Here is a 15,626-nt window from a genome sequence, read left to right as displayed (position 1 = left end):
TGAATCAAGTTTGTTTTGAAATCACAAACGCGATCTATTCTGCAAGTAACAGATATTAAGGAATAACAATAGGAGTAATATATTGAAATTTATTGAGATAAGAAAATGTAATTATTAAGAAAAGAATGGTGCGGAAGGGGGGACTTGAACCCCCACACCCGTTAAGGCTCTAAGACCTGAACCTAGCGCGTCTACCAATTTCGCCACTTCCGCAGTTTGTGTTTGAATTTTCAAGTTTGATGGCTGGGGTACTAGGATTCGAACCTAGGAATGCTGAGATCAAAACCCAGTGCCTTACCGCTTGGCGATACCCCAATAAAATCTTGGAAATTCAATGTTCTGAATAGATAAGTCGATGGCTGGGGTACTAGGATTCGAACCTAGGAATGCTGAGATCAAAACCCAGTGCCTTACCGCTTGGCGATACCCCACCTACATGACAATTGCAAACCTCAAATGAATGGTGCGGGAAGAGGGACTTGAACCCACACACCTCGCGGCGCCAGAACCTAAATCTGGTGCGTCTACCAATTTCGCCATTCCCGCGTGGAAAATATGGTGGCTATGACGGGATTCGAACCTGTGACCCCAACATTATGAGTGTTGTGCTCTAACCAGCTGAGCTACATAGCCATTCAATTATTTTCTGCGTTCACCTCATCGGTTTTGCGGGGCTAATTATGCTAATATCAGCCCTACTCGTCAACCGTTTTTTATTAAAAAACCGCTTTTTTTATCTATTCGGACACAGATTGACCAGTTTAATCGCTGAACGCACAATTTACAACCGAAAATTGTTATCCGCCGTGATTTTGCGTATCGACAAAACGGAATTACTGCGCCAACGGTTGCTCCAGTAATTGCACCAATAACTCGCCGCGCCATAGCGCCCGCTTAATCAAGGCGAATGCGCCGATAATGTCATCATGTGCCAATTCCGAAGCCTCAAGTGCGGTATGATTGACAAAATCGCTCAGCGCCATTGCTTGCAACGCTTTTTCAATTGCCGGAAATAGCACTTGCTGTGCTTGGGTGATTTGCCCGGAGAGAATAATTTTTTCCGGATTCAGCACATTAATACACACCGCCAGCACTTGTCCGATATGTTTGGCGATTTTTTGGAACAGCTCGACCAACAAAGGATCGCCCTGATTCACGCCATGACAAATCGCAGCTAAATCACAATGTTCGAGCGACACCCATTCGCTTTGATGTCCTTGCTGCAACAGCTGACGCACGCTTTCCTCAATCGCCGAATTGCTGATTAAAGTTTCCAAACAGCCGAAATTACCGCACTTGCACGGTTTGCCGAGCGGATCGACTTGCGTATGCCCGATCTCACCCAGATTGTTTTTGCTGCCGCTAAACAGCTCTTTATTTAAAATAATCCCGGCGGCAACCCCACGGTGGATCCGCAATAGTATCGAGTCGTTGCACGCTTGTGTTTTACCGAAATAAGATTCCGCCAGCGCCAACGCTCGCACATCATGCCCGATAAACACTGGCAGCCGAATGGTTTGTTGAATTTTTTCCGCCAGCTTCCAAGGCTTTTTCAGGTTAAATTGTGGCATAAATTGAATGGTATTGGTTTTTTGATCGACAAATCCCGGCACGGTAACGCCGCAGGCGATCACTTGATAGCCTGATTCCGTCAACATCGTTAGCGCCTGTTGAATCAAATTCAGCACATATTGTTCCAATTTTGCCAGCGATTGTTCGGTTTTCAGCTGGTATTTCTGCTTAAACCGCACTTCGGTTGCCAAATCCATCGCGGCAACCGTGAGCGTGGTTCTGCCTAAACGAATCAAAATCGAGACAAATTTTTCACGCTCCGCCACAATGGAAATTGCGCGTCTGCCGCCGGTTGACTCCTGCTGTTCCAGCTCTTTAATCAGTCCGAAACGCAATAAATTGCGGGTGATTTTCGTCACGCTCGCCGCCGCCAGTCCGCTCATTTCCGACACTTGAATCCGCGAAATCGGACCGTACTGATCGATCAAACGATATACCAGCGCACCATTTGCCTGTTTGACAAAATCGACATTCACTATCTGTATTGACTTACTCATCGCTGATCCTTGCTATCTTATTGATCGTTTTATTGCGCCGTATTTTAACACGATTGTTGTCACGCCGTTTACAATTCAATATAAAAAAGTGCGGTATTCATTAGACATACCGCACTTTCTCGTCTCATTTTCGAGTCTCTCAACGCTTATCAGACATAGTGTTGAAAAATGCCGTTAACCGCCGTGGCGGAAACCTTGAAGTTGTGATCAAATACCGTCAAGTTCGCCACTTTGCCGGCTTCAATTGAACCCAAAGTGCGGTCAACGCCAATAGCTTTTGCCGGATACAGCGAGCACATTCTTAACGCTTCCGGCAATTCGATCCCCACCTGTTCAACCAGATTTTGTACCGATTCAATCATGGTGATCGCCGAGCCGCCAAGGCTGCCGGTTTGTTCGTCGTAACACTTGCCGTCTTTCACAATCACCTTAGTGCCGACAAAGTCAAACCATTCGATATCCGAACCAGCGGCAGCGGTCGCATCTGTCACCACAACCAGTTTTTCGCCTTTAATCTGTTTGGCGAAGCGAATATTTGACCAAGTGACGTGCAAGCCGTCGACGATAATGCCGGTGTAAATATCAGAATCCAACACCGCGCCGACTACGCCCATATCGCGTCCTGAGCTAATCGGTGACATCGCATTATGCAAATGGGTAGCAAAACCAATGCCGTCAGCAATCCGTTGTTTTGCCACCTCATAAGTCGCATTCGAGTGTCCCAACGACACCAAAATTCCGCTGTCGGTGAATTGTTTCACATAATTGCCGGCTTCATTTTCGGCGGCGATCGTCAACTTAGTGATCACATCACCATTCGCGCATAAAAATTCTGCCATTTCCGGAGAGATCTGGCGGATATATTGCGGACGGTGTACACCTTTTTTCTCAAGACTGAGATACGGACCTTCCAAGTGCAAACCCAGAGCCTGATTGGCATTGTTGCTGTCTTGCAAATATTCACGCATCACCGCAACCGCACTTTTCATGCCTTCGTCCGGCGCCGTGATGAAAGTCGGCAGATAACTGGTGCAGCCGTAGCGCATATTGGTTTGCTGCATGGTGTGCAGGGTTTCAACGGTAGTATCCAGATTGAACATCACTCCGCCTGCGCCATTTAATTGCAGATCAATAAAGCCTGCGGTCAGATTTTTACCTGCTAAATCAACTTGTTCGATTTTAGCGGGTAAATCCTGCTGTGGAACAACGGCTTCAATCAAGCCGTCATTCACGATCAGTGCGTGCTGATACAGCACTTTTTCGGCGGTATAAATCACGCCGTTAGTTAATGCATAACGCATATTTCCCCTCGCTTATGCCACGCTGGCAATTTCCGCCGCTTCCAAATTAGTGAAATATTTCACGGTTTTCACTTTTAATTCCTGTGTTGCCGGCTCATCACACACTAACACCGCTTTAGTGTGCATTTGCAGCGCACTGATGGTCCATAAATGATTCACACAGCCCTCGACACCGGCTTGCAATGCCAACGCTTTATTGTGACCGGTTGCCAAGATCAATACTTCTTCCGCATCCAACAAGGTCGCCACGCCGATGGTCAAGGCATATTTCGGCACTTTGGTTAAATCATTGTCGAAGAAACGGGAATTGGCAATCAGCGTGTCTTCGGTCAGGGTTTTGATCCGCGTTCTGGAGCTTAAAGACGAGCCAGGTTCATTAAAAGCAATGTGTCCGTCACTGCCAACCCCGCCCATGAACAGGTGAATTTTGCCGTAAGAGCGGATTTTCTCTTCGTATTGGCGGCACTCTTGATCATGATCGGCAGTGTTGCCGTTCAAAATATTCACGTTCTGTTCTTGCACATCAACATGGTTAAAGAAGTTTTCCCACATAAAGGTGTAGTAACTTTGCTCATGTTCTTTCGGCAAACCGACATATTCGTCCATGTTGAAAGTCACCACATTTTTGAAGCTGACTTCGCCCTGTTGGTACAACTTGATCAGCTCTTTGTAGGTTTGCAGCGGGGTGCTGCCTGTCGGCAAGCCCAACACAAACGGTTTGTCTGCGGTCGGTTGAAACGCATTAATTTTTTTTACGATATAATTCGCCGCCCAAAGGCTCACTTGTTCTGCACTTTTTAATGGAATTAATCTCATTTTATTTCTCCTTTTTAGTGGACATCACACATACAATCTAAACTGAAGTGATTTAATCATTTTTTTTAATGAAAATCAAGATTGATTTCGATCACAGATTTAGAATAAAAAACTTGCAAACGAAAGGTGAAAAGTTCAATATTAACCTGCATGAATCACTAGATATTTTTTGCTAAAAAATAAATTACTAATCATTCACTTAATCCTTAGAGAGGTAACTTATGTCTATCCTAGGTTATTTACAACGTATCGGCAGAGCCTTAATGGTGCCTGTCGCAGCACTACCGGCGGCCGCCATTCTGATGGGGATCGGCTACTGGTTAGATCCGAACGGCTGGGGAGCCAACAGTCAGTTAGCCGCTTTGCTGATTAAGTCCGGCGCCGCCATTATTGATAATATGTCATTACTGTTTGCCGTCGGTGTGGCATTCGGTATGTCGGAAGATAAACACGGCTCCGCCGCATTGTCCGGTTTGGTCAGCTTTTTAGTGGTCACCACCCTGCTTTCACCGGGAGCGGTTGCTCAATTAGAAGGGATTGCGGTTGACCAAGTCCCAGCCGCATTCGGCAAAATCAATAACCAATTCATTGGGATTTTAGTCGGGGTGATTTCCGCCGCGTTATATAATCGCTACTACAAAGTCGAATTGCCGAAAGCGTTGGCGTTCTTCAGTGGAAAACGCCTAGTGCCGATTTTGGTATCGGTTGCCGCAATTGTGCTTTCTTTCATTCTGTTATACGTCTGGCCGGTTATTTTCGGCGGATTAGTCAGCTTCGGCGAATCAATCAAAGATATGGGCACAGTCGGTGCCGGGATCTACGGCTTCTTTAACCGCCTGCTGATCCCAATCGGCTTGCACCACGCCCTGAATTCCGTATTTTGGTTTGACGTTGCCGGCATTAACGACATTCCTAACTTCTTAGGAGGCGCGCAATCTCTTGCTGAAGGGAAAGCGGTTATCGGCGTGACCGGAATGTATCAAGCCGGTTTCTTCCCAATTATGATGTTCGGTTTACCGGGTGCAGCACTGGCAATCTACCACATGGCGAAACCGGAAAACAAAACCAAAGTGGCTTCCTTGATGATTGCCGCTGCGTTAGCCTCTTTCTTTACCGGGATCACCGAACCGCTTGAATTCTCATTCATGTTTGTTGCGCCGGTGTTGTATGTTATCCACGCCGTGCTGACCGGGATTTCCGTATTTTTCGCCGCATCAATGCAATGGATTGCCGGCTTCGGTTTCAGCGCCGGTTTGGTCGACATGGTGCTTTCCTCACAAAACCCATTGGCGCAAAGCTGGTATATGTTGTTAATCCAAGGCATTGTATTCTCAGTGATTTACTATGTCATCTTCATCGCCTGCATCAAAATGTTCCGCCTAAAAACACCGGGGCGTGAAGACAAAATGGAAGACGACAATCTTGCCACCATCTCAACTGCCACTGCTGCAAAAGCAACCGGCAGCCGACGCGAAAAAGCGCAGCAATTTGTTGCCGCATTAGGTGGAAAAGAGAACATCAGCAGTATTGATGCTTGTATCACCCGCCTTCGTTTAATTTTAGTTGACCGAAGCAAAATCAATGAAAATCAACTAAAAGCGTTAAGTTCGAAAGGTAATGTCAAACTGGGCGACAATGCTTTACAAGTTATCTTGGGACCTGAAGCGGAAATTATTGCAGACGAAATGAAAACGCTGTAGATTGAGCGCCTAATTTAATTCATTCTCAACCGCACTTTGTTTCAAAGTGCGGTTTGTTTTACGGGAAAAATCAGATGAAAAAACACCTGAGTATTTTTTTATTGCCGCTAACGTTAAGCGCTTGTGTACATCCGCTCAATCATAATCAGCCGGAAATGCCGACCATGGATATGAAGACTGTCGAGCAATATCACAAGCAGGTGATGAGCGGCAACACCATGACAACAAGCAACCATGACATTTCATTAAACGCCAGCGATCACAAGCCTAAAACCGTGCCTGCCGCAGCACCAGTGTCGGTGCATAACCCGACTATCTGGCAAAATCTGCCACAATACAAACGCCCGATTTACGAACAAGGCACAACACAGCGCAACACCACTAGCCATAAAACCACGGAAGTTTTGAAAGATACACCGACAGAAAAACAGACCCGAACAGTCGAAAAATCTGAAACAAAATGGAACAGCAAAGGGTTTTCGTTTGGGTTGTAGTAGAAATTGTAGTGAGAGGGGCAATGTTCAATCAGCCCCTTATCAACAGGCATAATAGACAAAAATAGGCATAGTAGACAAAAATGTGGCTGAAATCTCGCTTAATCCCTTATAGAATAAGGCGTTAAGTGAGATTTTTTAAAATGACCAAAAAATTGCTATTTCTGTGGTTCAGAACACATTAAAAAACACGGTAAAAATTCAGGCAAGCAACGCTATAAATGCTTGGATTGTTTACGGACATATTCTCACACAAATTACCTTCAATCCGCCCAAATCTGGCACGATTACACCGTCGGAAAACAGACGTATAAGCAGCTTGCGTTAACCTATGATTGTTCGGTCAGGACTATCCAAAGGCACCTGAAAAAAGCCCCTAAAACGCCACTCAGCACACCGCAAACCACAATGTTGAATCTTATTATGGATGTCACTTTTTTCGGGCCACAATTCGGCGTATTAGTCATAATGGATTCCCGCTCAAAAAAGGTGATTTACCACCAAATCGTTCGTACCGAAAAGGACATTTACTATACCAAAGCCATCAATCGATTGCGTAAAAAAGGATTTATTATTCAATCTATTACTTGCGATGGGCGACGGGGCTTATTGAAAGATATATTTAATACGCCAACCCAAATGTGCCAATTTCACCTTGTTGCAATGGTGATTCGCAAGCTGACGAGAAACCCTAAATCCGTTGCCGGAAAGGAACTGAAAACAATGGTTAAAACACTCAAGCAGAGTCACAAAAATGACTTTTATGTCCGTTTGCATCACTGGTTTTTGCAGCATAAAGCTTACTTAGAAGAACGGTCTGATATACCCGATAATCAGGGTAAATTTCCTTATAAACATCGCAAATTGAGAGGGGCTTATGCCAGTATTAAACGCTATATGGATTACTTGTTTGTCTTTGAAAAATACCCGGAGTTACGGATAGAAAAAACGACAAATCGGCTGGAAGGGCTGTTTAAGGATTTAAAGCAGAAATTATCCGTTCATAATGGACTAAACCGAAGGAATAAGATTATGTTTATACAGGATTTTTTGAATAAAAAGAGCTAGAAAAACTAGCGCTTTAAGAGGAGTAGCCACAAAAATGTCTAATAGAAGCTTAGATCTCAAAATCAGCCACATTTTTGGCTACTATGCCTGATTTTAATAGTGGGTCATCTTTTTGATAGATAATACTAACCGTTATCTAAAAATTGTGCTTCAAACCAGCTTTCTAAAATAATACACGCCGAGATTGAGTCGACTTTGCCTTTTTCTAAGGCTTTAAAGCCGCGGCGTGAAAAAATTTCCGCACGGGCTTCCACGGTGCTGAGCCGTTCATCATGCAGTGCCACTGCCACGCCGAAGCGCCCGTGAATCCGCTGGGAAAATTTTCGCGCCCGTTGGGTGATCTCTTGTTCCGTGCCGTCCATGTTCAGCGGCAAACCGACAACCACGATTTTCGGCTGCCACTCTTTCAGGCATTTCTCAATTAAATCCCAATTTGGGATGCCGTCATTGGCTTTAAATGCCGCCAGCGCTTGCGCGGTGCCGGTGATGCTCTGCCCTACGGCACAGCCGATACTTTTCACGCCGTAGTCAAAGGCAAGTGCGGTAAATCCCATTAGGCGTGCCCTGCGTGTGCAGTCAGATTAGTCGGTTCAAAGCCCAAAGAGCGGTTGGCTTCCAACCAGCGGTGATCATGCGGCACATCAAACAGCAGGTGTTCGCTCGGTTCGAGCACCAGCCAAGCATTATCGGCAATTTCCTGCTCCAGCTGCTCCGGCCGCCAAGTGCAGCAACCCAACGCCACCAAATATTTTTCCGGCGCATCCGCTCGTCCGACGGTTTGCAACACATCGGCAGAGGTGGTCAGCCACACTTGATCCGAAACCGCAAAACTATGTTGAAACGGCGGGATACATTTGCTGTGCAAAATAAAGCCGCGCTCCACGCCGACCGGTCCGCCGATCAGCACCACGTCATCGCTGCGATATTCACGCTGATCGGCAATCAGGAAGTTCATCTTGGCGACGATTTCCGCCACGCTGATGTCCGTCGAGCGGGTTAACATAATGCCCATGCTGCCCTCCTCATTGTGTTCGCAAAGATAGATCAGCGAATTTTTGAAGAACGGATCGTCCATGCCCCGCATTGCCAACAGAAAATGGTCTTGTAGCTTCATCATAACCGTCACCTCCTGTTTTGGGTTACTGCTCAGTTTTTTGTTGTAATCGTTTTTCAATCGCGTCCATTAACATCGCCGTGATCGATACCTGCGGGAAAGCCGCCTCAATTTCGCGGATGCAGGTCGGGCTGGTCACATTAATTTCGGTCAGTTTATCACCTATCACATCCAAGCCGACAAAAATCAAGCCTTTTTGTTTTAAATACGGCGCAACGCTTTTGGCAATCGCCCAATCGTGATCGCTTAACGGACCGGCTTCGCCGCTGCCGCCGGCGGCAAGATTGCCGCGGGTTTCACCTTGTGGCGGGATCCGCGCCAAACAATACGGCACCGGCTCGCCGTCCACCACTAAAATCCGTTTGTCACCATTGACGATCGCCGGAATATAAGTCTGCGCCATGCAGTAGCGAGTACTAAGTGCGGTCAGAGTTTCGATGATCACCGACAAATTCGGATCACCTTGTTTCACACGGAAAATCGAACTGCCGCCCATGCCGTCCAGCGGCTTTAAAATAATATCGCCGTGTTGCTGATGAAAAGCCTTAATCCGCGCCGCATCGCGTGTAACTAAGGTTTCCGGCGTCAATTCGGCAAACCACGCAGTGTATAATTTCTCATTGCAATCGCGCAGGCTCTGCGGCTTATTCACAATCAGGCAGCCCTGCTCCTCGGCTCGTTCTAAAATGTAGGTCGCGTAGATAAATTCGGTATCAAACGGCGGATCTTTGCGCATTAAAATCACGTCTAATTCCGCCAACTCGCAAGTTTCTTCACCGATAAATTCGAACCAATTCTGTTGGTCATACCGCACTTTCAGTTGTCGCATTCGCGCTTTAGCCACGCCTTTTTCTAAAAAAAGGTCATTCATTTCCATGTAATACAGCGCATAACCGCGCGCTTGCGCCTGTTCCAACATCGCAAAGCTGGAGTCTTTTTTGATATTAATGGACTGAATCGGATCCATTACAATGCCGAGTTTAATCATGTTATGTTCCTTCTGGTTAACCTAAATCGCCGAAGCAGACTTGAAGTGCGGTAATCGCCGCCAATGATGCGGTTTCGGTGCGCAAAACCCGTTTGCCGAGCAGCACCGGTTGAAACTGTTGCTGTTCGGTCATCTCAATTTCTTGTGCCGACAAGCCGCCTTCCGAGCCGATCAGCAAGCGCACGCCTTGCGGCGGAAGTTGTGTTAATTGGCTGATGCCGAAATCGGCGCGCGGATGCAGATTCAATTTCAGCATGTCGGTCGCTTCGGCACACCAGTCAGTCAGCTTCATCATCGGGCGGATTTCAGGAATTCGGTTGCGCCCGCACTGCTCGCAGGCGGCAATCACGATTTTCTGCCATTGCTGAATTTTCTTTTCCATTCGCTCCGCATCAAGCTTCACGCCACAGCGCTCCGACCACAACAGCGTGATCACATTCACCCCCAGTTCCACCGATTTCTGAATGGTAAATTCCATGCGATCACCGCGAGAAATCACTTGTCCTAAATGAATATTCAACGCAGACTCTCGATCATCTTCAATCGCACCGTCTAACCGCACTTTCACCGCTTTTTTACTGATTTCCTCAATTGTCGCAGGATAGATATGGTTGCTGCCGTCGAATAATTCAAGTTGCTGCCCGACACTCATGCGCAACACACGCGCAACGTGGTTGACCGCATCACCGCTCAGTTCGCAGTCGGTTCGGTTTGTTAATGGTTCGGGGTGATAAATTCGTGGAATTCGCATAGTGATTCACAGGGTTGTGCGCCATTTCGGCGGTTGTGAGAATGGGATTATAATAACATTAATGTAAACAAAAAACTAACCGCCGTCCTATCCGACTTAGAACCAGATAACATAACTTAAGCCTAAAACCACTAACAAATCGGGCTAAAAATCAAATAAAGCGCAACTGTTTTGCCAAAGTGCGGTTTGGATCTGCTCGCACGGCTCAGGGCGTAAGTCGCACAATGCCTGAAAGCTGTGTATGATGCGCTTCGGTCGGTTCGGTTGCCCTTGATAACCGTTCACCGGCATATCCGGACTATCCGTTTCTAACACCAAGCAGTCTAATGGTAATTGACGAATCGCTTCGCGGGTTTTATTGGCGCGCGGATAAGTGATTGTGCCGCCAACACCGATAAAATAACCCAACTCAACAAAGCGCTTTGCCTGATGATAACTGCCGGCAAACCCGTGCACCACGCCGGTTTTGGATAAAGAGATTCGTTTTAAAAAGGTGTACAGCTGATCATGGCTGCGGCGGGAATGCAGGCTAACCGGCAAGTTAAACTGTTTGGCAAAATAGAGCTGACTTTCCAGAAAATCGCACTGTTTTTGCCACATTTCAGCGGAGATCAAGGCGTCAACCGCTCTTTCCAAACCAATTTCCGCCACGGCTTTGCACAACTGCGGTTTTTGCTGCAATCGGCGGTTTAGCTCGTCTAAATCCGCTTGCTGGTGTTGTTCGATATACAGTGGATGCAGCCCCAGCCCGTAACACAGTGCCGTCGGCGCTTGTGTGCAGATTGCGTCCAGCGTTTCAAATTGCGTTTGCATCACTGCAGCGATCAAGATTTTGCCCACGCCGGCGGCTCGTGCCTCCTCGACGCCTTGCGGCACCGATTGTTGCAGCTGATTAAGCAAATAATCAAAATGGGTGTGAGTATCGAAAAATGGCATAGACGTCAGGATAAGGGAATCAATAATTCCATTATTCAGAAAACAATCGCTTAGGCAAGCGCAAATAAAAAAATTCCCGCCAAAGCGGGAATCGTAAGCCAATCGAAAGTGTGATTACATCGCGTAATACATTTCAAATTCAGCCGGGTGCGGTAACATTCTTAAACGTTGTACGTCTTTAGATTTCAGTTCCACATAGGCATCAATGAAATCTTTACTGAATACACCGCCACGAGTTAAGAAATCATTGTCTTGTTGCAATGCTTGCAACGCTTCTTCCAGTGAACCGGCAACGTGCGGCACTTGTTTCAGCTCTTCCGGCGGCAAGTCATACAGGTTTTTATCCATTGCATCGCCCGGGTTCAGCTTATTGATGATTCCGTCCAGACCCGCCATCAAAATCGCTGAAAACGCTAAGTATGGGTTCGCACCCGGATCCGGGAAGCGTACTTCAATACGGCGTGCTTTCGGGCTACTCACGGTCGGAATACGAATTGAAGCCGAACGGTTGCTGGCAGAATACGCCAACAGTACAGGCGCTTCATAGCCCGGCACCAAACGTTTGTAAGAGTTGGTGGTCGGGTTGGTAAACGCATTCAGCGCTTTCGCATGTTTAACCACACCGGCAATAAAGTGAAGTGCGGTTTCGGACATCTCGGCATATTTATCACCGGAGAACAGGTTTACGCCGTCTTTGCTCAATGAAATATGCACGTGCATACCTGATCCGTTATCACCAAACAATGGTTTTGGCATAAAGCAAGCGGTTTTGCCGTGTTCATGCGCCACATTGCGCACCACATATTTATAGATTTGGGTTTCGTCGGCTTTCAGGGTTAAGGTATTGAAACGGCAAGCGATTTCATTTTGCCCCGCGGTCGCCACTTCATGGTGGTGCGCTTCGATCACCAAACCGAACTCTTCCATCAACAAACACATTTCAGAACGAATATCTTGTGACGAATCGACTGGCGGAACCGGGAAATAACCGCCTTTCACCGCCGGACGATAACCGGTGTTGCCGCCTTCATATTCGGTATTGCTGTTCCATGCCGCTTCAATATCGTCAATCGCAAACGAACTTGCGTCCATGCCGACTTGGAAACGCACGTCGTCAAACAGGAAAAATTCCGGTTCAGGCCCGACTAACACGGTATCCGCGATGCCGGAGGCTTTCAGATACTCTTCCGCACGCTCGGCGATTGAACGCGGATCGCGATCGTAGCCTTGCATGGTGGTCGGCTCATATACATCACAACGAATGCTTAAAGTCGGGATCGCAAAGAACGGATCAACAATCGCGGTTTCTGCAATCGGCATAAGCACCATGTCAGATTTATTGATGGTCTTCCAACCGGCAATAGAAGAACCGTCGAACATTTTTCCGTCTTCAAAAAAATCTTCATCTACCGCACTTTTAGGAATGGAAACGTGTTGCTCGGTGCCTTTAATGTCGGTGAAACGAAGATCGACAAATTTGACATCGTGCTCCTCAATGAGCTTAAATACGTTAGCGATAGCTGCTTGCGACATAACTAAATCCTCTATGGTTTAATGTGAAAAAATATAAAGATATCAGGGTTTGTTTGAAACGTAACTAAAATATAATCCATAAAAATAAAAAATCAACACATTTTTTGATTATTTTGTTAGATTTTCATTAAAGCGGCACTTTCGTTAAATTTTCAATATTTAATAGCCGTTTTGTTTGAAAAACGTTATAATTCGCCACCTTCCAATGAATTTTATCTCAAAGCCACCGCATTGACGGTTTTTTGGAATCACTTTTCTTTTACTACGACGAAGATTTTCACATGAATAATGAATTAGATATCAGCAAATTGCGCAACATTGCGATTATTGCTCACGTTGACCACGGCAAAACAACCTTGGTTGATAAACTGTTACAACAATCCGGCACGCTAGAAAATGCGCGCGGCGACAGCGATGAGCGCGTGATGGACTCCAATGATCTGGAAAAAGAGCGCGGCATTACCATTTTGGCAAAAAACACCGCCATTAATTGGAATGACTACCGTATCAACATCGTTGACACCCCGGGACACGCCGACTTCGGCGGTGAAGTGGAACGTGTGTTGTCAATGGTCGATTCGGTGTTGTTGTTGGTTGATGCGTTTGACGGCCCGATGCCGCAAACCCGTTTCGTTACGCAAAAAGCGTTCGCGCACGGCTTAAAACCGATTGTGGTGATCAACAAAGTTGACCGCCCGGGCGCACGTCCTGACTGGGTTGTCGATCAAGTATTCGATCTGTTTGTGAACTTGGGCGCGACTGACGAACAACTCGACTTCCCGATCATCTATGCTTCCGCATTAAACGGCGTTGCCGGTGTGGAACACGAAGATCTGGCGGAAGACATGACCCCGTTATTTGAGGCGGTGGTGAAATACGTTGAACCACCAAAAGTGGAAAGCGACAAACCGTTCCAAATGCAGATTTCACAGCTGGATTATAACAACTATGTGGGCGTTATCGGCATCGGTCGCATCAAACGTGGCGCAGTGAAACCAAACCAACAAGTGACGATTATCGACAGCGAAGGCAAAACCCGCAACGGCAAAGTCGGACAAGTGTTGGGACATTTAGGTTTGCAACGTTATGAAGCCAATATTGTGACAGCGGGCGACATTATCGCGATTACCGGCTTAGGTGAATTGAATATTTCCGATACGATTTGTGACGTTAACAGCGTGGAAGCACTTCCGGCACTAAGCGTGGACGAACCGACCGTGACCATGTTTTTCTGCGTAAACACCTCGCCGTTCTGTGGTAAAGAAGGCAAATTTGTGACTTCACGCCAAATTTTAGAACGCTTAAATAAAGAACTGGTTCACAACGTGGCATTGCGTGTGGAAGAAACCGAAGATCCGGACGCGTTCCGTGTGTCCGGTCGTGGTGAATTGCATTTATCGGTCTTGATCGAAAATATGCGTCGTGAAGGCTACGAATTGGCTGTTTCCCGTCCGAAAGTTATCTTCCGCGAGATCGACGGCCGCAAACAAGAGCCATTTGAGCAAGTGACTATCGACATTGAAGAGCAACATCAAGGTTCAGTAATGGAAGCGTTAGGGATCCGTAAAGGTGAAGTGCGCGACATGGTGCCGGACGGCAAAGGCCGCACCCGTTTGGAATACATCATTCCTAGCCGTGGCTTAATCGGCTTCCGTAATGAATTTATGACCATGACGTCAGGAACCGGTCTGCTGTACTCCAGCTTCAGCCACTATGATGATGTGAAACCGGGTGAAATCGGACAACGCATCAACGGCGTATTGATTTCAAACGCCACCGGTAAAGCATTAGCCTACGCACTATTCAGCTTGCAAGAGCGCGGTAAATTGATGATCGACCACGGTACCGAAGTCTATGAAGGACAAGTGATCGGCATCCACAGCCGCGGCAACGACTTAACCGTCAACTGCTTGCAAGGCAAAAAACTCACCAATATGCGTGCCTCCGGTAAAGACGACGCCGTGGTGCTTGTGCCACCAGTGCGTTACACGCTAGAGCAAGCGTTGGAATTTATTGATGATGATGAACTGGTCGAAGTAACCCCGGTTTCAGTACGCATCCGTAAAAAATTGCTGACCGAAGTGGATCGTAAACGCGCCACCCGCAGTACAACCAGCACCAGCACTCGCTAATTTTCAGCGGCTGAACGGCATTTTAACCGCACTTGGTATTATCCAAAGTGCGGTTTTTACTATTTGAGCTTTTTTCATTGAGTATTTTCCTACAACACCAATGCTGCTCCCCACTTAATAATATCAAAGAAAAATTTGTTGTCATTGGTAGCGACGTTGTCGTTGCTTTCGCTGGTGTCGGTTTTGGTTTCTTCTGCCATGCCGTTTTTGTATTGCCCTTTTACAACCGCTAGATCATCACGAGCATTGGTGCGTAAGGATTCACATTGGGCGTGAGAGAGTGACTTTGCTGTCAGGTCTTTGTATTTTTTAAACTGATACTGCGCGTAGCCCATTGATTTTTCGTCTTCCCGTACCATTTTCAGATAGTCTGCGCCGATAATGTTTTCCAACGGATAGAAAAACACATATTGCGAATGAATATAGGCATCTTGCTGTGAAAAATGTTGTTGTTGAATTCGGGTTAAATTAGGGTAGATGCACTTTTCCGCTTGGTGGCTGGCGATCACCCATTGTCGAGCATCTTTATCGGATAGCACATAATCCGCATTGGCAAACTCCGCCGGGAAAGCGTTTGGTTGCGATTCCGACACACATGCAGCACTCAGCAAAACAACCGCTGGCAGCAAAATTTTTCTTAACATAAATCATCTCAAATAGAATGGAAAACGGGTGAGAATTTTAGCAATAACCGTCGATTTTATAAAGCGGCAGCAAAACAAAA

14 protein-coding genes and 5 tRNA genes are annotated in these 15,626 nt (G+C 46.6%); 4 read left to right on the top strand and 15 right to left on the bottom strand.

From position 1 onward, the window contains the following. Positions 1-126 precede the first annotated feature (126 nt). From ACUHGC_RS05770 to nagB, 8 genes are all read right to left on the bottom strand, one after another. A tRNA-Leu gene (locus ACUHGC_RS05770) sits at positions 127-213 on the bottom strand. A 27-nt stretch (positions 214-240) separates the two neighbouring features. Then, positions 241-315, bottom strand: a tRNA-Gln gene (locus ACUHGC_RS05765). 41 nt (positions 316-356) lie between these two features. Continuing rightward, positions 357-431, bottom strand: a tRNA-Gln gene (locus tag ACUHGC_RS05760). 30 nt (positions 432-461) lie between these two features. Continuing rightward, positions 462-546 (bottom strand) — tRNA-Leu (locus tag ACUHGC_RS05755). Between the two features lie 10 nt (positions 547-556). Continuing rightward, positions 557-633: transfer RNA gene (locus ACUHGC_RS05750), tRNA-Met, on the bottom strand. 200 nt (positions 634-833) lie between these two features. Beyond that, positions 834-2,069, bottom strand: a complete 1,236-nt coding sequence (locus ACUHGC_RS05745; RefSeq protein ID WP_446834670.1) for an ROK family protein — start codon at positions 2,067-2,069, stop codon at positions 834-836. A gap of 149 nt (positions 2,070-2,218) precedes the next feature. Then, complete coding sequence (gene nagA, locus ACUHGC_RS05740) at positions 2,219-3,370, bottom strand: N-acetylglucosamine-6-phosphate deacetylase (protein ID WP_446834669.1); 1,152 nt, start codon at positions 3,368-3,370, stop codon at positions 2,219-2,221. A gap of 12 nt (positions 3,371-3,382) precedes the next feature. Beyond that, positions 3,383-4,186 (bottom strand): glucosamine-6-phosphate deaminase, encoded by an 804-nt coding sequence (gene nagB, locus ACUHGC_RS05735; protein WP_446834668.1) that lies wholly within the window; start codon positions 4,184-4,186, stop codon positions 3,383-3,385. Positions 4,187-4,407: 221 nt separating this feature from the next. Between nagB and nagE the strand changes: the two genes are divergently transcribed. The 3 genes from nagE (at position 4,408) to ACUHGC_RS05720 (ending at position 7,448) form a co-directional block, all read left to right on the top strand. Further along, positions 4,408-5,886: an N-acetylglucosamine-specific PTS transporter subunit IIBC gene (gene nagE, locus ACUHGC_RS05730; protein ID WP_446834667.1), complete on the top strand. Its 1,479-nt coding sequence runs from the start codon at positions 4,408-4,410 to the stop codon at positions 5,884-5,886. 74 nt (positions 5,887-5,960) lie between these two features. Further along, positions 5,961-6,380 carry a hypothetical protein gene (locus ACUHGC_RS05725; RefSeq protein ID WP_446834666.1) on the top strand — a complete coding sequence of 140 codons (420 nt, stop codon included), beginning with the start codon at positions 5,961-5,963 and terminating at the stop codon, positions 6,378-6,380. Between the two features lie 180 nt (positions 6,381-6,560). Then, positions 6,561-7,448 (top strand): IS256 family transposase, variant Zn-binding type, encoded by an 888-nt coding sequence (locus ACUHGC_RS05720; RefSeq protein ID WP_446834810.1) that lies wholly within the window; start codon positions 6,561-6,563, stop codon positions 7,446-7,448. 125 nt (positions 7,449-7,573) lie between these two features. Here the strand turns inward: ACUHGC_RS05720 and ruvX are convergent, their stop codons facing one another. From ruvX to glnA, 6 genes are all read right to left on the bottom strand, one after another. Then, positions 7,574-8,002, bottom strand: a complete 429-nt coding sequence (gene ruvX, locus ACUHGC_RS05715) for a Holliday junction resolvase RuvX (RefSeq protein WP_446834665.1) — start codon at positions 8,000-8,002, stop codon at positions 7,574-7,576. Further along, positions 8,002-8,562 carry a YqgE/AlgH family protein gene (locus ACUHGC_RS05710; RefSeq protein WP_446834847.1) on the bottom strand — a complete coding sequence of 187 codons (561 nt, stop codon included), beginning with the start codon at positions 8,560-8,562 and terminating at the stop codon, positions 8,002-8,004. The genes ruvX and ACUHGC_RS05710 overlap by 1 nt, the downstream gene beginning before the upstream one ends. A 25-nt stretch (positions 8,563-8,587) precedes the next feature. Then, positions 8,588-9,550 carry a glutathione synthase gene (gene gshB, locus ACUHGC_RS05705; protein ID WP_446834664.1) on the bottom strand — a complete coding sequence of 321 codons (963 nt, stop codon included), beginning with the start codon at positions 9,548-9,550 and terminating at the stop codon, positions 8,588-8,590. Positions 9,551-9,566: 16 nt separating this feature from the next. Then, positions 9,567-10,301, bottom strand: coding sequence for a 16S rRNA (uracil(1498)-N(3))-methyltransferase (rsmE, locus tag ACUHGC_RS05700; protein ID WP_446834663.1), 735 nt, complete (start codon positions 10,299-10,301; stop codon positions 9,567-9,569). Positions 10,302-10,445: 144 nt separating this feature from the next. Further along, on the bottom strand, positions 10,446-11,237 hold the full coding sequence (locus tag ACUHGC_RS05695) for a TatD family hydrolase (RefSeq protein WP_446834662.1): 792 nt from the start codon (positions 11,235-11,237) through the stop codon (positions 10,446-10,448). A gap of 114 nt (positions 11,238-11,351) precedes the next feature. Further along, positions 11,352-12,770 carry a glutamate--ammonia ligase gene (glnA, locus tag ACUHGC_RS05690; protein ID WP_446834661.1) on the bottom strand — a complete coding sequence of 473 codons (1,419 nt, stop codon included), beginning with the start codon at positions 12,768-12,770 and terminating at the stop codon, positions 11,352-11,354. Positions 12,771-13,051: 281 nt separating this feature from the next. Here glnA and typA point away from each other — a divergent pair, with 281 nt between their 5' ends. Continuing rightward, a complete protein-coding gene (gene typA / locus ACUHGC_RS05685; RefSeq protein ID WP_446834660.1) occupies positions 13,052-14,902 on the top strand; it encodes a translational GTPase TypA in 1,851 nt (616 codons plus the stop codon). Positions 14,903-14,991: 89 nt separating this feature from the next. Here typA and ACUHGC_RS05680 read toward each other — a convergent pair whose 3' ends face one another. Next, complete coding sequence (locus tag ACUHGC_RS05680) at positions 14,992-15,546, bottom strand: DUF5358 domain-containing protein (RefSeq protein ID WP_446834659.1); 555 nt, start codon at positions 15,544-15,546, stop codon at positions 14,992-14,994. Positions 15,547-15,626 lie beyond the last annotated feature (80 nt).

Source organism: Testudinibacter sp. P27/CKL/0425 (assembly GCF_052931395.1).
The sequence above is the reverse complement of the archived record's forward strand: the minus strand, read 5'-3'. Positions and strand labels throughout refer to the sequence as shown.